Origin of the sequence: Nonomuraea roseola (genome assembly GCF_039535395.1) — a bacterium.
GTDB lineage: Bacteria > Actinomycetota > Actinomycetes > Streptosporangiales > Streptosporangiaceae > Nonomuraea > Nonomuraea roseola.
Window position 1 is genome coordinate 4047344 of the sequence record NZ_BAAAXC010000015.1, and the last position, 18034, is coordinate 4065377.

Below are 18034 nucleotides of genomic sequence, written 5' to 3' on the forward strand. Positions count from 1 at the left end.
CTTTTTCGGCTATGGTCCCGCCTCATGAGTTACGAGCTGCACGTGGAGCGTGAGTCTCCGCTCGCCTTCGCCGAGCTCGCGAAAGCGATGGCGCCCGCCGGGTTCTCGCTGCGCGGCCAGGGAGAGATCCTCGTCGGCGACGAGCCCCGTCCCGTCGCGCAGTGGCGCGAGCGCGTGGTCGGCCGCCCCTCATCCGACTGGGACGTGGCCCAGCTCGTCCGGCTCGCCGCGGTGCTCGGCGGCCGTCTGCTCGGCGAGGACGGCGAGCACTACTACCTGCGCGACGGCGTCATCGAGGTCGACGGGGACCCGATCGGCAAGATCGACCAGATCCTCGGGGAGGGCCCCGCCGCATGGTGAGCCCCTACGGCGAGCGGGTGCTCGACGTCGTCGAGCGGATCCCGCCCGGCCAGGTCATGGCCTACGGCGACATCGCCGAATACCTCGGGGAGGGCGGGCCCAGGCAGGTGGGCACGGTCATGTCCACCTGGGGCGGAGGCGTGCCGTGGTGGCGCGTCGTGCACGCCGACGGAACGGCGGCGGCGGGGCTTCTCGACAGGGCGCTGGCGCACTGGCGTGAGGAGGACACACCGCTGCGTGGCGAGAAAGTCGACATGCGGCGCGCCCGATGGTTGCCTTCAGGGGACTTTCAGGAACCAACTGACCTGGCATGACACGCTTTTTGCGGATTTGTGGCATGTGACGCGCATTACCATAGCGAAGGACCGTGCCCACCTGTTCCCGGGTCCGAAAGGCGGTGCCCCTTCATGGCCACCCCGACCGGCGACGTCGTCGCCGAGCGCCTGAGGGTTGTCCAGGACCTCTGTGACCGGGGGGAGCCGCTGGATGTGATCATGCGGACCGTCCGGTCAGCGGGGCTGCCCCCCGACGAGCGGCGCGCGTTCGACGCCGAAGTGCTGAGCGGCTCGCTCGGCCAGCGTTTCGACCAGGCCGCCAAGCGCGGCGCCGCCCGCAGGCGCGAACTGGTCACCCTGTTCAGGCCCTACCTGGCAGAGGTCGACCAGGGCGTCAAGCGTGACCTGCCCGTCGCGCGCAGGCTCGCCTACCACCTGGTCGAGCACCGCTCCGACGACGAGTTGATCGACGGCGACGCGCTCACCAAGGTCATCGCGGCCGCGGCCGAGCCGTCCAAGCGCATCCGCAAGGGCCTGCGCTGGTATGCCGACCTGCCCTTCGCCGACGAACTTCCGCACGACCTCTACCGGCTGCGCCGCTCCGACCTGGTGCCCGTCACGCAGATCGACGACATCGTCTGGGAGAACGGCAGGCTCCGGGTCGACGGCTACGCCTACCTGGCGGGCCTGTCGGTGCGCAGCCGCCGCTTCAACAGGGCGACCGTCGTGCTGCGCGGCCCCCGCTGGCTGCCGCCGGTGCGGATGCGCACCCGCCGCACGCTCGCGCCCGAGGCCACCCACGCCGCGCGTGAGCCGGGCTGCAACTACGACTGGTCGGGCTTCACCGCCACCCTGAGCCCGTGGCCGCTGCGCTGGCGCTCGTCGCTGCGCGCCGCGGTCTCGGCGGTGCGGCGCAAGATGCGCCACAGGCCCGCCGTCCAGGACACCACCACCTGGCGCGCGGAGATCGTCTTCTGGTCCCGCGGTGCCAGGGCCACCGGCCTGCTGCGCGGGGCCTCCCTCGGCAGGACCGAGCGGCCCGCGGGGCTGCGGGTCAAGCCGCGCTGGTGGGTGCGTCCCGTCTGGACCTCCGACCGGGCGCTCCAGGTCGTGCTCCAGCCGAACAGGGCCGAGCTGACAGGGGTGAAGCTCGACGGCGAGCGGCTCGAGCTGACCGTCTTCCTGCCCGGCCGCACCTGCACCAAGGGCCATGCCAGGCTCGGCGGCCACCGCATGCACGCCGACTTCCAGCCCGTCGAGGGCGGCACCAACGTGCTCGTGACGCTGGCCGTACCCGCTCTGCTTCAGGAGAAGGACGGGCGGCGGCTGTGGGTCGAGCCCAAGGGCGACCCCGCGGCCTCCGTCATGCTCGGCGACGCGCTGGAGGAGACCAGGGCGCAGGTCGGCGACCGCGAGATCACGGTGCTCGGCGACAGGCGTGACCGCGTCGTCGTCTCCGCGCACAGGATCAGGCCGGTGATCACCTCCGTCTCGTGGGACGGACCCGTGCTCGAACTGCGCGGCGAGTACCCCGACGCCGAGGGCGCGCGACGGATGTCGCTCAGGCACCGCTCGGGGCTGATGTACCACGCGGACATGGCACGCTCCGGCGACGCCTTCACCGTACGGCTGAAGCCGTCCGAGATGGAGCGGTTCGGGGAGCTCGTCCCCATGCCGTCGGGCACCTGGAACCTGTCGGTGCGTCACCCCACGGGCGAGATCGTGCCCGTGCGCGTCTCGCACGCGGCGCTGCCCGCGCTCGACGAGACCCGCCACTCCTTCGCGGGACGTGGCTACCGGTTCGTGTCCACCCGCTTCGACGTGCCCGTCCTCATGGCGGAGGAGTCGCGTCCCGCCGACGAGAAGGGCGTCGCGGGCACCCACGTGCTGCGCCGCGTCTTCTACCCGGCCCAGCGCGGCGAGCCGCTGAACGACTCGACCGTCTATGTGGTCAACGACGGCCGCCACTACGCCGACAGCGTCCGCGCGATCTACGAGGAGCGGCTGCGGCGCGGAGACGACCGCGAGCACATCTGGATCGTCAAGGACGGCGCGTTCGTGCCGCCGGGGCCCGCCACCGTGGTCCGCGCGGGCAGCCGCGAGCACCACGCGGCGCTGGCACGTTCCCGGCACATCGTGACCAACTCCTTCCTGCCCGCCTGGTTCAGGGCGCGCGAGGACCAGGTCGTCGTCCAGGCCTGGCACGGCACGCCCGCCAAGCGCATCGGCAACGACCTGCCGCACATGTCCCGAGACCCCCGCCCGCCTGTCTGGTACCGGCAGGCGGCGGAGGTGCGGGGCTGGGACGTGCTGCTGTCCCAGTCCCCGTGGGCGACCCCCGTGCTGCGCGAGGCGTTCGGGTACAAGGGCGAGGTGCTGGAGAGCGGGCTGCCGCGCAACGACGTGCTCAGCTCACCCGACAGGGAGGAACTGGCGGCTGCCGTACGGCGGCGGCTGGGGCTGATCGAGGGCAAGAAGGTCGTGCTCTACGCGCCGACGTGGCGCGACTACGACAGGAAGAACAGCACGATCAAGCTGGACCTGTCGCTGGCCAGGGCCGAGCTCGGCGCCGACCACGAACTGCTGGTGCGGGCGCACCCGATGCAGGCGATGCCGCTCGTGCCGGGGGAGGTGGCGCACGACGTCACCACCTATCCCGACATGTCCGACCTCCTGCTGGTGGCGGACGTGCTGGTCACGGACTACTCGTCGTCGATGTTCGACTTCATGGCGACGGGACGGCCGATCGTCTTCTTCACCTACGACCTGGAGAAGTACTCGTCGAGGCGGGGGCTGTACCTGGACCTGGCCTCGCAGGCTCCCGGGCCGCTGCTGTCGAAGTCGGCGGAGGTCGTGGAGGCCCTGCGGTCGATCGACACGGTGGCGGCCGCGCACGCGGACCGCTACGAGGCGTTCAGAGCCACGTACGCGCCTCGCGACGACGGCAAGGCGACGGCCAGGGTCGTCGACCACATCTTCTCGTAGGGCTCGCCCAAGGGCCTGACGGGCCTGACCGCGCAACCCCACCCCGCTGTCGTATGGAGGACTCGGGGTGGGAGGCGGTCTCCCCGCCGGCGAGCGGGCTTAACGCACCTGCTGCCCGCCGAGCAATCACGCGCCCGGCTCACCGATCTTGATCCAGTAACGCCGCACGTCGCCGTTCCCGGTGTCCCGGGTGTCCTCGAGGGTGCCGCCGTGGCGCTCGATCGTCTTCGCCGAGGCCACGTTGTCGACCTCGCAGACAATCAGCACCCGGTCCAGGCCGAGCGCCCACGCCTCGTCGAGCATCCGGCCCAGCGCCCAGGTGGCCAGCCCGCGCCGGCGCGCGGACGGCCGGACGCCGTAGCCGATGTGGCCCGCCCGCAGCACGAAGTCGTTGAACCCGTGGCGCAGCGCGATCCCGCCGAGCACCAGGTCGCCCTCGACGATCCACCGGTACGTGCACCGCACCTGGCCTGCCCCCACCGCCTTCGCCGGATCCGACTCGTCAGCCAGCCGCGCCACCCAGGCCGCGAACCCGTCCGGCGAGTCGACCTCGTCGGACGGCAGCAGCCCGAAACCGTCCTCGTGGACGCCGGGGCCCCAGTCGTCACGCGCCTCGAGCCAGGCGGCGTGCAGGCGGGCGGTGGGCGCGACCAGTTCGGGCATACCGCGACACTACCGATCCAAGCCCAGTACTGGCACGGCAGCAGATGCCGCCACCTGCCTGCCAGGAAGGACGAGGTCGTGGGTCAGTGACCCGTCGACAGATCTCCGACAGCATCGGCGTAGTAGACCGATCCGGCCAGATGGAACGCGATCTGCCGGAAGGTCCAGCCCTCGCCGGATGAGCGGTCCAGTTCGTCGGAGGTGAGAGCGTTCAGCCGGGCGGACCAGATCCGGGCGAGACGGAGGAGCCTGCTCGACGCCTCCTCCAGGTCCTGCTCGGTGAAGGGCGCCAGATCCGCAGGGGTGGTGATCGCCGACGCGTGCCAACGATCAGGGACGGTCTCGTGTCCCGCCAGCCGTGCCTCCAGCTCGGCGAGGTGGTCGACGAGGTGGTCGGCCACCCTGCGGATCGCCTTGTGCGGGGTGTAGATCCGCTGATCGGTCTGGAACGGCCGACCGTCCCACGCCGTCCATGTGGCCGCCAGGCCCAGGACGTGATCGACCATCGCCGTCACGACCAGCGCGGGGGAGCGGTCGTCGGTGATCGGAATCTCGTCGGTCATTGTCCGTCTCCATCTCGGTGCGCTCTGCGGGAAGGTCGCGTCCGGGCCTCACGGTCCACCTGGCCGACCCGCGGCTCAACCTAGATGCCGGACGTGTCGGCGATCGCCGAAGCATGGCGACAGGAGCCGTCCCTGTCGAGACGGCCAGAGCTCGGCCGCCTCGACAGGCCGTCGCACCGACCAGACGGCGTGTGGCGGCGCCGTTCCACGCGAGCGCACCCCGAAGGGCGGTGGAACGTGCGATCACGCGGACCTGATCAGCCTCACGCCATCAGAATGCGCCGGCCCGTGACCCGGTAGCCGATCCGTTCGAACGTCGCCGCCATCGGATGGTTGCCGACGTCGGTGTTGTCGATGATCAGGGGCTCGCCCTCCGCCGCGAAGATGTGCACCGCCTCCGCCAGCAGGTCGTACGCGTATCCGTGGCCCCTGTGCCGGTGGTCGACGCCGATGTAGCCGGTCGTCGCGGAACGGTCGTTGCGGGTGGGCATCACCATGCCGACCAGCTCGCCCGCCGCGTTGTAGGCCAGCCGCCACCTGTCGCGTCCGCCGGGCATGTCGCCGACCATGGCCATGAGGTGAGCCGCGACCTCCTTGGGCGACATGCTGCGCAGGTCCGCCTGGTCCCCCGCGTCCAGGCTGCCGGTGACGATGTGGACCATCAGATCCAGCAGGACCTGTTCGTCCGTGACAGGGGTGAAGGCGAGCCTGGTCGAGCGGGGCGGCAGGCCGTACTCGGGGATCCAGCGCAGGTTGAGCCGCTCGACGTGGAAGGTCAGTCCCGCCTTCTCCGCGGCCTGGATACGGGCGTCGGCCTCGGCGAAGGCGTCGGGACGCTCGCGCCAGTCCGGGGGCAGCAGGAGGTTGTACTCCGGCCGCGGGCCGATCGGTGAGTGGTAGTCGGGAGTGACGAGTGCGGCGTAGGCGGCCTTGAGCAGGGCGGCGCCGTTCTCGACGGTGTCGAAGTCGAAGTAGTCGAGGCCCCACGGGTGCTCCGCGCGGTGTGGGGCGCTGAAGGCGGCCCTGGCGACGACCCGCTCGTCTCGCTGGGCGATCCAGACCCACTCCGGCCGGTACTCGCCTTCGGCGGCCAGTTCCCGGAAGGGGCGCATACGCTGTCCGACACCGGACGTGGGCAGGGTGGTGATGCTGTCGAAAAGGGCGAACTCGCTCTCGTCGGCGAGTGCGCGGAAGACCAGTTCGGTCAAGGGATCTCCTGTGGAAGGAGCGCTCCCGTCAGGCGGACACCTGGGTCCTGTGGGAGCGCGAAAGCGTAACGGGGAACATGCGGCTCCTCACCTCCTTCGTGCGTGATCAACGGACGTACGGTATCGGGCGGTGCGAGGCGGGGCAAGGGACGCCCGCCAGGGAATGCCGGGCGAGACGGGATGGTTGTGGGCATCTAGTTAAATATTCAACTAAAGGGACTCGTCATGGATCTGGGACACATCCTCATGCTGGTCATGGGCGTGCTGGTGGTCGGTGGGATGGGGATCGCGCTGGTGGCGCTGGTGCACTCAGGCGTCAGGACCGGTGAGTGGCCCGTGCAGAACAGGCGGCGCGTCGTCTGGCGGGGGTTCGTGGTCAGGTAAGGCTCGAGGCCCGCGACGTCGTAATGGAAATGACCTGGAAGAGGTCGCTCTGTACCTTTGCCGGAATGACACCGATTTTCCGGCTGTGCGATGAGCACATCACCAGGTCCGCCGAGCTCGACCCCGTGGACGCCGTCTACATGGGCATCTCGGGAGACTTCGGTGTTTCCACCGACTACAGCCCCGACGGCCACGCGGCCAGGCACGAACTGCTGAAGTCCACGCTCGCCGCACTCGACACCCTTGAGCCCGAGAACGACAACGACCGCAGGGCCGCGAGCCACCTGCGCGAGCGCCTCGAGGCCGACGCCGCCTGGTACGAGACGGGCGAGCAGTACGCCGACCTGAGCAGCCCGTTCGGGCTGCTGTCCACGGTCAGGGACAGCATCGACCTGCTGCCCACCGACGGAGAAGAGCACTGGCGCAAGGTGGCCGCGCACCTCGCCGCGGTGCCCGGGATGCTGGCGAGCTGGCGGAGCTCGCTGGACGAGGGCATCAGGCGTGGCCTTCTGGCCGCCCGGCGGCAGGCGGTGGAGGGCGCGGGCGCGGCGGACAAGTACGCCGGCACCCACGACGCCCTCGTCGCCTCCTACGGTGACGGGCCCCTCGCAGGCGAGCTCGCCAAGGCCGCCGCCCTCGCCCACCAGGGCTACGCGGACGCGGCTCGCTACCTACGTGAGGAGTACGCGCCCAGGGCCGCCGAGCGCGATGGCGTGGGCGCCGAGCGCTACGCGGTGGCCGCCAGGCGGAACCTCGGCGCGGACCTCGACCTGGTCGACGCCTACGAGTGGGGCTGGGCCGAGCTGGCGCGGATCGAGGAGGAGATGCGGCAGGAGGCTCACGCGATCCTGCCCGGCGCGAGCGTCGACGAGGTGATCGCCCACCTCAACGCGACCCAGTACGTGGTCGGCGCCGACGCCTTCCTCGCCTGGCTCAAGGACAAGCACGACGGGGCCATCGCCGCGCTGCACGGCACCCACTTCGACATCGCCGAGCCGCTGCGCACGATCGACGTGACGCTGGCGCCGGGCTCGACGTCCGGCGCGGCCTACTACACCGCGCCGAGCGAGGACCTGTCGCGTCCTGGACGCACCTGGTGGCCCGTCGGCGGCAGGGAGAAGTTCGCCACGTGGAGCGAGCTGTCCACCGTCTTCCACGAGGGCGTGCCCGGCCACCACCTGCAGCTCGGCGCGGTCACCGTGGCGGGCGACAGCCTGTCGAGGTACGCGAAGTTCTCCTGGGTGAGCGGGCACGGCGAGGGCTGGGCGCTGTACGCCGAGCGGCTGGCCGACGAGCTGGGCTGGCACACCGAGCCTGGCACCCGTCTCGGCATGCTGACCGACTCCGCGCTGCGCGCCGCCCGCGTGGTGATCGACATCGGTGTCCACCTGGACCTGCCGCTGCCCGACGGCTCCCGCTGGAACTTCGAGAAGGCGTGCGAGGTGCTGAGGGAGCGCGGGCGCGCGGTGGAGCACACCGTGCACCCCGAGATCGTCAGGTACTTCGGCTGGCCGGCGCAGGCGATCTCCTACAAGCTCGGCGAGCGCGCATGGCTGGAGGCCCGCGCCGAGGCCGCGAGCAAGCCCGGCTTCGACCTCAAGCAGTGGCACACCGCCGCGCTCGACCTCGGCCCGATCGGCCTGTCCGGCCTCCGCTCGGCGCTCTCCTCCCTCTAGATCCGCTACGGCAAGGCGGACTCAGCCCCACCGTGGTCACCGGCTGAGCCCCGTCCGAGCACGCCACTCCAGCAGGACTCCGGTTCCCGCAGTCACGCCGTCCCGCCGTCACGTGAAGCGGGCGACGTGACGGCGGCGGCCGAAGTCCTGCGGGAGCACGCGTGATGGACGGACGGCCACCGGTGACCACGGTGGCCGTGACCAGCGCTTGCCGTAACGGATGTGCATGAAATGCCCCGCGTGTCGCGGGACGGATCGGGAGATTTCCGCCGGTACCGTGGGCGGATCGCGTGAGGAGACCGGTCAACTCGGCACGATCTACCCCTGTGGTCTGGTGGAATCTAGAGCTGTGAGTGGTCAGACCTGGCGGTTGGTGCGACGTGGGGGCGGGGGAGCCGCTGCGGCCCCTGTGCTCGACCGTGACCAGCGTGCCGTGCTCGAACACCAGGGCGGTCCGCTCCTCGTCCTCGCCGGCCCCGGCGCCGGTAAGACCACCACGATCGTCGAGGCCGTCGTCGATCGCATCGAGCGGCGCGGCGTCGACCCCGAGCGGGTCCTCATCCTCACCTTCAGCCGCAAGGCCGCCGAAGACCTCCGCCAGCGGGTGACGGCCAGGATGCGCCGCACCACCCGCACGCCGCTCGCGCTCACCTTCCACAGCTACGCCTACGCGCTGCTGCGCCGCGAGGCCGTCATGGAGGGCAGGCAGCCGCCGCGCCTGCTCACCGGACCCGAGCAGCTCCTCGAGATCCGCCGCCTCCTGCACGGCGAGCTGGAGGAGGGCGCCCCGTTCTGGCCCGAGTCGCTGCGCGAGGCGCTCAAGACGCGCGGCTTCGCCGAGGAGCTGCGCGACTTCCTGGCCCGCGCGGGCGAGCGAGGGCTGGAGGCCGAGCGGCTGGTCGAGCTCGGCAGGCAGTACGGCAGGGCCGACTGGGTCGCCGCCGGACGCTTCTCCCAGCGCTACCAGGAACGCTTCGACCTCGACCCCGAGCTGTCGCTCGACTACGCCGAGCTGATCAGGGCGGCCGCCGCCCTGCTGGCCGACCCCTCGGTACGGCACCGCGAGCGCTCGGCGTACGACGTGGTGTTCGTCGACGAGTACCAGGACACCGACCCGGCCCAGGAGCACCTGCTCAGGCATCTGGCGGGCGACGGCCGCGACCTCATCGCGGTCGGCGACCCCGACCAGTCGATCTACGGCTTCCGCGGGGCCGACGTCCACGGCATCCTCCGCTTCCCGGAGCGCTTCCGCGACCGCGCGGGCCGTCCGGCGCCCGTCGTGGCGCTGCGCGTCTCCCGCCGCAGCGGCGAGGACCTCCTCGCGGCCTCCCGCCGCGTGGCCGCCCGCCTCCCCGCCGCCCCCGCCCCCCAGCCACCCGCGGCCTCTCCAGACCCCTGGACCGTCCCCACCGGACCCACCCCACCCCCGAACCCCCCGACCGCCTCCCCCGGGTCATCCCCTTCGGACACTCCGGCGGCCTCTCCCGGGTCCTCTGCTTCGGGGACTCCGGCGGCTCAGCGGACGTGGGAGCGTCCCGACAGGCTGAAGGCGCGCGGGCACAGGGACCTCGTGCCCGCTCCCGGCATCGACCAGGGAGAGGTGCGGGTCCTGCTGGCCGACAGCGTCAGCCAGGAGGCGGCCGTGGTGGCCGACACCCTGCGGAGGGCGCACCTCATCGAGGGCCTGCCGTGGCACCGGATGGCGGTCCTGGTGCGGTCGGCCGAGCGGCAGGTACCGCTGCTGCGGCGGGCTCTGGTGAGCGCGGGCGTCCCGACGATGGTGGCCGGTGACGAGGTGCCGCTGGCGCAGGAGCCCGGCGTCCGTCCCCTGCTCACCACCCTGCGCGTCGCCCTGACCCCGGCGGCGCTCGACGAGGCGGTGGCGGAGGAACTGCTGACCGGCCCGTTCGGCGGCACCGACATGCTCGGGGTCCGCCGTCTCAGGCGCGCCCTCAAGATCGCGGAAAACGAGGCCACCCAGAACCCCGGCCCCCACCCAGCGGATGTCGAGGGCGATGGGAGTCTCTCGGAACTGCAGGGCGAGGAGATTCTCTCGGGTCCTGAGGGCGCGGAGAGTCTCTCGGAACTGCAGGGCGAGGAGACTGTCTCGGGTAGCGAGAAGGCTCCCTCGGGTCCTGAGGGCGCGGACACTCTTGCGGATCTCGCGGGCGAGGAGACTTCCAGAACCGACGAGACGTCCAGAACCGAGGCGTCCCCCTTCGGAGAGGCACGGGACGAGACGACACCCTCCGCGGGCGGCGTGGCGACGGCCTCCGCGGGTGAGGCGATCTCCCCTGGCGGCGAGACGAACGGTGAGGCGGTTCGGCACGAGGAGGAGGGCGGTCACGGGTATCGGGCGGAGTTGCCGCGTTCCTCGGGAGAGTTGCTGATCGCCGCGCTCAGGGACGCCAGGGAACTGGTCAGGATCGAGCCGCACATCGCCGTCCCTGCCGAACGCGTGGCCAAGCTCATCGCCACCGCCCGCGAAGCCGTCCGGGCCGGTGGCACCGCCGAGGACGTCATCTGGGCGGTGTGGCAGGCCAGCGGCCTGGCCGAGCGCTGGACCGACCTCAGCCTCGCGGGCGGCGCCAGGGGAGCGCAGGCCGACAGGGATCTCGACGCGGTCGTGGCGCTGTTCGACTACGCGGCCAGGTTCGTGGACAGGATGCCGAAGGCGGGTCCCGAGGTGTTCCTGGAGGATCTGTCCTCGCAGGAGATCCCCGGCGACACGCTGGCCGAGCGGGCCCCCGACGGCGACGCCGTGCGGGTGCTCACCGCCCACCGCGCCAAGGGCCTGGAGTGGGATCTGGTGATCGTCGCAGGGGTGCAGGAAGGCGTGTGGCCTGACATCAGGCTGAAGGGCTCCCTGCTGGGCATCGACGAGCTGGTCGAGCTGGCCGAGGGCGCGCCGCTCGACTTCACCGACGCGACCGCCGCCGCGCTGGCCGCCAAGCAGCTGGCCGAGGAGCGCCGCCTGTTCTACGTGGCCGCCACCAGGGCGAGGAAGCGGCTGGTCGTCACCGCCGTGGGAGGGGAGGACGCCGACGAGCGTCCTTCGCGGTTCCTCTCGGAGCTGATGCCGGGCGCGGTGGAGGAGGCGACGGTCGACGACCACGCCAGGTGGCTGAACCTGTCGGCGCTGGTCGCCGATCTGCGCAGCGTGGTCACCGACGCCTCGCAGCCCGAGACCATGCGGAAGAAGGCGGCCGAGCACCTGGCCCGCCTGGCGCGGCAGGGCGTGAGGGGCGCGCACCCGAGCGAGTGGTACGCCCTCACGGAGCTGTCCGACGACCGTCCGCTGAGCTGGCCCGACGGCATCGTCCGCATCTCGCCCTCGTCGGTGGAGAGCTTCACCAAGTGCGGCCTGCGCTGGCTGCTGGAGACCGCGGTCGGCGCGGCGGGCACGAGCTCGGCGCAGGGGCTCGGCACGGTCGTCCACGCCCTCGCCGTCCTGGCCACCGAGGACCTGGCCAGCGAGGAGCTGCTCGGCAAGCGCCTCGACGACATCTGGACCGAGCTCGACTTCGGCGGCGTGTGGTTCAACCGCAAGCAGCGCAGGGTCGCCGAGCAGATGATCGCCAGGTTCATGAGGTGGCAGGAGGACAACGGCCGCACCCTGGTCGCCACCGAGGAGTCGTTCGTCGCGACGGTCTCGGAGGGGGTGCAGATCAAGGGCCGCGTCGACAGGGTGGAACGCGACGAGGACGGCAGGGCGTTCATCATCGACCTCAAGACCGGCACCTCCAAGCCCAGGCCCGACGAGCTCGACCGCCATCCGCAGCTGGGCGTCTACCAGCTCGCCGTGCTGCTCGACGCCTTCAAGCGGCACGGCCTCAGCGAGCCGGGAGGCGCCGCGCTGGTCCAGGTCGGCAAGGCGGCGGGCAAGGACGCCAAGGAGCAGGCCCAGCCGCCGCTCGACCAGGCCGACAACTGGGCCAGGGACATGGTCGACACCGTCGCCGTCGGCATGTCGGGGCCGTTCTTCCAGGCGAAGGTCAACGACGGCTGCCGCACCTGCGCGGCCAGGGCGAGCTGCCCTGTCAACGACAACGGGGGTCAGGTGTGCTGACCCCCGTCGAGCTGGCCGGCAAGCTCGGCATCAGGCCGCCCACCCCCGAGCAGGCCGTGGTCATCGAGGCCCCGCTGGAGCCCATGGTCGTCATGGCGGGCGCGGGCTCGGGCAAGAGCGAGACGATGGCGGGCAGGGTCGTGTGGCTGGTGGCCAACGGCCTGGCCAAGCCCGAACGCATCCTCGGCCTCACCTTCACCCGCAAGGCCGCCGCCGAGCTGTCCCACCGAGTGAGAGAGCGGCTGAACGGCCTGGCGGAGGCGGGGCTGGTCCCCTCTCAGCTCCTCGACAACGAGCCGACGGTCTCCACCTACCACGCCTACGCCGCCCGCCTGGTCACCGACCACGCCGTCCGCGAGGCGCTCGAGCCGACCATGCGCCTGGTCACCCCTGCCGTGGCCTGGCAGCTGGCGAGCAGGGTGGTGGCGATGTACGACGGGCCGATGGACAGGATCGAGCTGGGCCCTCCCTCGGTCACGGCCGCCGTCCTCGAGCTGGCGGGCGAGCTGTCGGAGCACCTGCGCTCGGCGCAGGACGTCAGGAGGCTGGGCGAGTGGCTGCGCGGCAAGGCGGCCGAGGCGGCCACGGTGCGGCAGCGCAAGCCGCTGGCCGTCCAGGACGCCCGCGAGCAGCTGCTTCCGCTGGTGGAGGCCTATGAGCGGCTCAAGCGCGCCCGCGAGGTCATCGACTACGGCGACCAGATGTCGCTGGCCGCCCGCATCGCGGCCAACCACCCTGACGTGGGCCGCGTCGAGCGCTCCCGTTTCTCGGTGGTGCTGCTCGACGAGTACCAGGACACCAGCCACGCCCAGTTGGTGCTGCTGCGCAGCCTGTACGGCAACGGCCACCCCGTCACCGCCGTCGGCGACCCCTGCCAGTCGATCTACGGCTGGCGCGGCGCCTCCTCGGGCAACCTGCGGCGCTTCGTCACCGACTTCCGCACCGCGAAGGGCGACCAGGCCCCCGTCAGGCAGCTCAGCGTCAGCTTCCGCAACGGCGACCGCGTCCTCGATGTGGCCGCGCGCATCCAGCTCCCGCTGCGCATGGAGGCCCGCGAGGTGCCCGTCCTCGTGCCTGGGGCCAACCGCGTCGACAGGGGCCGCATCACCTGCGCCTTCCACGAGACCGCCGAGGACGAGGCCAGGTGGGTCGCCGACCAGGTCAAGCGGGCCCTCGGACAAGAGCTGGCTCCTGACGGCATGCCGTGGGGCGAAGGTGAGCGCAAGAAGACGCTCGCCGTCCAGCCGCAGGATGTCGCGGTGCTCGCGCGCAAGCGGTCGCAGTTCCCCGCGCTGCGCAGAGCGCTCGAAGAGCGCGACATCCCGGTCGAGGTGGTGGGTCTGGGCGGCCTGCTGACCGTGCCGGAGGTCAGCGACCTCGTGGCCACGCTCAGGGTGCTCTACGACGCCGGCGCGGGCGACGCCCTCGCCAGGCTGCTGGCCGGGCCGCGCTGGCGGATCGGCCCCGCCGACCTGCGGCAGCTGGGGGAGTTCGCCAGGGAGCTCAACCGCGAGCTGCGCGAGGGCGCGGAGCGTTCCTCCGACCCGCTGGACCAGGCCGTCTCCGACCTGGCGGAGGAGCGCGGCAGCCTCGTGGACGCCCTGGACGAGCTGCCGGACAGGGAGGAGTGGCTCGACGCCTTCTCCCCGCTGGCCAGGACCAGGATGGTCGCGCTCGCCCAGGAGCTGCGCCACCTGCGCGCCCACACGCACCAGCCGCTGCCCGACCTGATCAGCGAGGCCGAGCGTCGTATGGGCCTCGACATCGAGGTGGCGGCCAGATCGGGTACGGCGGGCGCGGTGGCGGCCCGCGCCGACCTCGACGCCTTCCTCGACGCCGCCTCCCGCTTCGCCGGCGACTCGGAGGACCCGACGCTCGGCGCCTTCCTGGCCTACCTGGAGGCGGCCGAGAGCGAGGAGTTCGGCCTCGAGGCGGGCAGGGTCGGCGAGAGCAACAGCGTGAAACTGATGACCGTGCACGCCTCCAAGGGCCTGGAGTGGCCGATCGTCGTCGTGCCGGGGCTGTCGCAGCTGCTGAGCAGGAACGGCATCACCAAGGGCAGCATCTTCCCCGCCACGCCCGTGACCAACAGCCGATGGACCGACAACCCGCGCAAGCTGCCCTACGCGCTGCGCGGCGACGCCGCCGACCTGCCCCGCCTGACCGGGCTCACCAAGGACGAGCTGGCCGACTTCGACGAGCGCTGCCGCGAGCGCGACCTGACGGAGGAGCGCCGCCTGGCCTACGTCGCCGTCACCCGCGCCCACTACCACCTCATCGCCTCCGGCTACCGCTGGGGCACCGCCTCCAAGCCGCTCGACCCCTCCGACTTCCTGCTGGAGATCCGCGACACGTGCGGCACGGCCGCGGTGTGGGCCGCCGAACCTGACGAGGGCGCCACCAACCCGCTGCTCGCCGAGCCGGCCGAGGCGCGGTGGCCCCTCACCCCTGGAGGCGTCCGCCAGCAGGGGATCGAGGACGGCGCCCGCCTGGTGGAGGCGGCCCTGACGGGGGCGGAGAGCGCGGGAGAGGACGAGCCGCTCAGCGAGAGCGACGAGGAGCGGCTGCGCGCATGGGAGCGCGACACCGACCTGCTGCTGCGCGAGCGCGCCACCGGCCGCGGCAGGTCGAGGACCACGGTCGAGCTGCCCACCAAGCTGACCGTCTCGTCCCTGGTCACGCTGGCGACCGACCCGGGCGCGCTGGCCCGCAGGATCCGCAGGCCCGTCCCCACCCAGCCCGCGCCGCTCGCCCGGCGCGGCACCTCCTTCCACAAGTGGCTGGAGTCGCGGTGGGGCCAGCAGCGGCTCATCGACGACTTCGAGCTGCCAGGCGCCTTCGACGAGCCCGAGGAGCTCGACGCCCGCCTCGCCGAGCTCCAGGAGCGCTTCGACGAGAGCGAGTGGTCGGGGCGCGAGCCGCTCGACCTCGAGGTCCCGTTCGAGACGATGATCGCCGACCGGCTCGTGCGGGGCAGGATGGACGCCGTCTTCGAGCGTGAGGACGGCTCCTACGAGGTGGTCGACTGGAAGACGGGGCGTCCGCCCACCGGCAAGGCCGCCAGAGGCGCGGCCGTCCAGCTGGCCGCCTACCGGCTGGCCTGGTCGCACCTGGCGGGGGTGCCGCTGGAGCGGGTCGGCGCCGCCTTCCACTACGTGCGGTTCAACCAGACCGTCAGGCCCGTCGACCTGCTCGACGAGGAGGGGCTGGTCGCGTTGATCGAGTCGATTCCTAGGTCAGGTAGTGGAAACCGGGCTTCGGGTGCATGAGGAAGTCGTGGTGGGAGATGTTCCACGCGTAGGCGCCCGCCATGGCGAACACGATGGTGTCGCCCACCCTGATCGAGGTCCTGACCTCGCCGGCCAGCACGTCCTTGGGCGTGCAGAGCTGGCCCACGATCGTCACGGGGGTGTCCTCGACGCCGGGGCCCGACCCCGTCGGCAGCACGGTGAACGGTTGCGAGTGACCCTTGGTGGCGGGCGTGCGCAGGTGGTGGGTGCCGCCGTGGACGATCGCGAAGGCCGCGCCGTGCACCCGCCGTACGTCGATCACCCTGGTCACGTAGAAGCCGCAGTAGACGGTCAGCGCGCGGCCCGGCTCGATGCGGACCACCTGGCCAGGACGGCGTAGCGCGGTCAGCCCCCTGCCGTAGGCGCTCCAGTCGAAGCGGCGCTCAGGAGAGGCGTAGGAGACGGCCATGCCGCCGCCGACGTTGACCTCCTCGTCGTGCTGGGCGAGGAGCACGGAGGCGAGGTCGAGCAGCGCGGGCGCCTCCAGTCCGCTGGCCAGGTGGGCGTGCACGCCGCGCAGCCGTACCCGCTCGGTGAACAGTGGCAGGCACTCGGCCAGGCCATGGGCGTCCATGCCGAAGGGGCCGCTCATGGTCAGGGCGGCGCCCGCGGTCTCCAGCGGGAGGTTCAGCCGCAGGAGCACGTCGGCCCGCGACCGCAGAGCGAGCAGGCGCCGCAGTTCGTGGGGGGACTCGACGTGCAGACGGTGCGCGGGCAGGCACAGCTCGGCGTCCGTCTTGCCCGGCCCTCCCACGGCCAGTCGCGCCCCCGGCAGGACCGCGCGGACGTGCGCGTGCTCGCCCGCCGACGACACCTCGAAGCCGTCCACGTGGGCCGCGAGCACCCGCAGGAGCTCGGGGTCGGGGTTGGCCTTCACCGCGTAGTAGAGCTCGACGCCAGGCAGCGCCGCGCGTACGGCGGCGGCGTGCGCGTCCAGCGCCGCCAGGTCGTAGACGAAGGCGGGAGCCTCCAGGCGGGGGGCGATCTCGGCGATCATGCGAACGGGTTGGCGATCGGCACGTAGCCCGCGCTCCTGTCGGCGCCGCGGGCCCATCGGACGCTCAGGTTGGCCTTGGCCGGCAGCGGAGCTCCCGCCAGCAGGTCCGACAGCGGCAGCGGCCGGCCGGTCGCCGCGCCGTACTCCTCGAAGATCTCCCTGGCCACCGTCCAGAGCTCGCGCAGCGCGGCGTCCGACAGCGCGAGCGTGGCGGCGATCTCGGTGAGGTGGTTGACCATCAGGCAGTAGACCACCCTGGCCCAGCCGCGCGAGGCGTCGTAGGTGAGCGCCTCGGCGACCCTGGGGTGCAGCTCCGACAGGTCGTGGCCGACCAGCTTGGTGCCCTCGAGGTCGCGGAAGATCGCCTCGACGGGCCGCCCGGCCGAGTCGAGGCAGATGAGCACGTTCTGCAGGTGGGGTTCCAGGACGACGCCGTGGGTGAGGTAGGCGTCGAGCACCGGCAGCGCGACGGCCCGCACGTACGCGGCCCACCACGAGACGGGGTCGGCGGGGGTGGCCGCGCAGGCCAGCGCCCCCGCCAGCACGGGCGTGAGACCAGGCGAGCACACCGACCACGGGCTCGCCCGCACGATGACGCCCAGCCCCTCGAGGAGCCTGGTGTCGAGCGCCGCCGAGCGGTAGCCGGGCTCGGGCAGCCACCGGGTGCCGGGGAACCTCGCCGAGACCGCCTCGAAGACCGGCGCCAGCCGCTCGGTCAGCGCGACCGCGCCTGCCAGCTCGTACCACGCGTTCTTGCGGACGCAGTTGGTGATGCGCACGTCCAGGCTGAACTTCAGGCAGCTGCCGCTCGAGGGGTCGTAGACCGTCCTGACCGACGAGGTCGGCCAGACGACGGGCCCCTCACCCAGGTCGATCAGCCGGTCGTCGAGGTGGGGGCGCAGCAGGTCGAGCTGCCACGGGTGGGCGGGCAGCAGCGCGTACCCCTGCGGCGCGACGCCCGCCAGGTCGAGCGCCGAGGCGTCCCCCTCCTGAGCCAGCACGTCCCGCCGCACGCCGAGCAGCCGCAGGGGGAAGGTGGCGTGCGCCTCGGGCGCGTAACGCAGCCACTGCTCGCCGCCGCGCGCCTTGGGCGAGGGGTGGAAGGGATGGCCGAGGACGAGCGCCTGCTCCGAGGCCAGCCACGGGTCGTTGGGCGGCGTGGCCGAGGCCCGCGCCCGCAGGATGGCCGCCAGCGCCTGCCTGCTGGCCGCCACCTGACCGGCGAACTCCGGGTTGTCCCCGTCGAGCTCGGCCTCTGCCAGCCGTACCAGCTCGTCGGCGGTCAGCGGCACCCACGCGCCGAACTCCAGGCGCTCGACCTGCCCCTCGAACCTCAGCGCCGCACCGCCGCCCGTGCGCGCCCTGATGAGCGTGTCCGCCACCGTCAGCAGCAGGTACGGCGAGGCGGGCCACACGTGCCCCCGAGGCCCCGCCACCTCCCGCACGCAGCAGCGCAGCAGGGCGGAAAGGGTGGCCTCCTCGGCGATCGCGGCGGGCGGATCGAGGACAAGGCTTCGCATCAAGCGCTCCTCAGCAGGGACTAATGGGAAAGGTGCCAAGTGGA

12 protein-coding genes are annotated in these 18034 nt (G+C 72.1%); 7 read left to right on the top strand and 5 right to left on the bottom strand.

Annotated elements, in window-relative coordinates; all coding sequences use genetic code 11:
* Positions 1–24: 24 nt before the first annotated feature.
* The 3 genes from ABFX55_RS42650 to ABFX55_RS42660 all read left to right on the top strand — a co-directional run bounded on the left by ABFX55_RS42650 (position 25) and on the right by ABFX55_RS42660 (position 3620).
* Positions 25–360 (top strand): hypothetical protein, encoded by a 336-nt coding sequence (locus ABFX55_RS42650; RefSeq protein ID WP_346129232.1) that lies wholly within the window; start codon positions 25–27, stop codon positions 358–360.
* Positions 354–674, top strand: a complete 321-nt coding sequence (locus ABFX55_RS42655) for an MGMT family protein (RefSeq protein ID WP_183655684.1) — start codon at positions 354–356, stop codon at positions 672–674. Before ABFX55_RS42650 ends, ABFX55_RS42655 begins: the two co-directional genes overlap by 7 nt.
* Before the next feature lie 93 nt (positions 675–767).
* Complete coding sequence (locus tag ABFX55_RS42660) at positions 768–3620, top strand: CDP-glycerol glycerophosphotransferase family protein (protein WP_346129234.1); 2853 nt, start codon at positions 768–770, stop codon at positions 3618–3620.
* Between the two features lie 126 nt (positions 3621–3746).
* On the opposite strand, the gene ABFX55_RS42665 is transcribed toward ABFX55_RS42660, so the two are convergent.
* From ABFX55_RS42665 to ABFX55_RS42675, 3 genes are all read right to left on the bottom strand, one after another.
* Positions 3747–4283 (bottom strand): GNAT family N-acetyltransferase, encoded by a 537-nt coding sequence (locus tag ABFX55_RS42665; protein WP_346129235.1) that lies wholly within the window; start codon positions 4281–4283, stop codon positions 3747–3749.
* Between the two features lie 83 nt (positions 4284–4366).
* Complete coding sequence (locus ABFX55_RS42670) at positions 4367–4846, bottom strand: hypothetical protein (protein ID WP_346129237.1); 480 nt, start codon at positions 4844–4846, stop codon at positions 4367–4369.
* Positions 4847–5109: 263 nt separating this feature from the next.
* A complete protein-coding gene (locus ABFX55_RS42675) occupies positions 5110–6054 on the bottom strand; it encodes a GNAT family N-acetyltransferase (protein WP_346129239.1) in 945 nt (314 codons plus the stop codon).
* 225 nt (positions 6055–6279) lie between these two features.
* Between ABFX55_RS42675 and ABFX55_RS42680 the strand changes: the two genes are divergently transcribed.
* The 4 genes from ABFX55_RS42680 (at position 6280) to ABFX55_RS42695 (ending at position 15452) form a co-directional block, all read left to right on the top strand.
* Positions 6280–6438, top strand: coding sequence for a hypothetical protein (locus ABFX55_RS42680; RefSeq protein ID WP_346129240.1), 159 nt, complete (start codon positions 6280–6282; stop codon positions 6436–6438).
* A 65-nt stretch (positions 6439–6503) separates the two neighbouring features.
* Positions 6504–8114 (top strand): DUF885 domain-containing protein, encoded by a 1611-nt coding sequence (locus tag ABFX55_RS42685; protein WP_346129242.1) that lies wholly within the window; start codon positions 6504–6506, stop codon positions 8112–8114.
* 409 nt (positions 8115–8523) lie between these two features.
* The gene (locus ABFX55_RS42690) at positions 8524–12183 is read left to right on the top strand and encodes an ATP-dependent helicase (RefSeq protein WP_346129244.1); all 3660 of its coding nucleotides are present in this window, start codon (positions 8524–8526) and stop codon (positions 12181–12183) included.
* Entirely contained in the window at positions 12177–15452 is a 3276-nt protein-coding gene (locus ABFX55_RS42695) for an ATP-dependent helicase (RefSeq protein ID WP_346129245.1), read from the top strand. Before ABFX55_RS42690 ends, ABFX55_RS42695 begins: the two co-directional genes overlap by 7 nt.
* Here the strand turns inward: ABFX55_RS42695 and ABFX55_RS42700 are convergent.
* Complete coding sequence (locus ABFX55_RS42700) at positions 15415–16470, bottom strand: alanine racemase (protein WP_346129247.1); 1056 nt, start codon at positions 16468–16470, stop codon at positions 15415–15417. The genes ABFX55_RS42695 and ABFX55_RS42700 overlap by 38 nt on opposite strands.
* The gene (locus ABFX55_RS42705; protein WP_346129248.1) at positions 16467–17990 is read right to left on the bottom strand and encodes an IucA/IucC family protein; all 1524 of its coding nucleotides are present in this window, start codon (positions 17988–17990) and stop codon (positions 16467–16469) included. Before ABFX55_RS42705 ends, ABFX55_RS42700 begins: the two co-directional genes overlap by 4 nt.
* Positions 17991–18034: the final 44 nt, after the last annotated feature.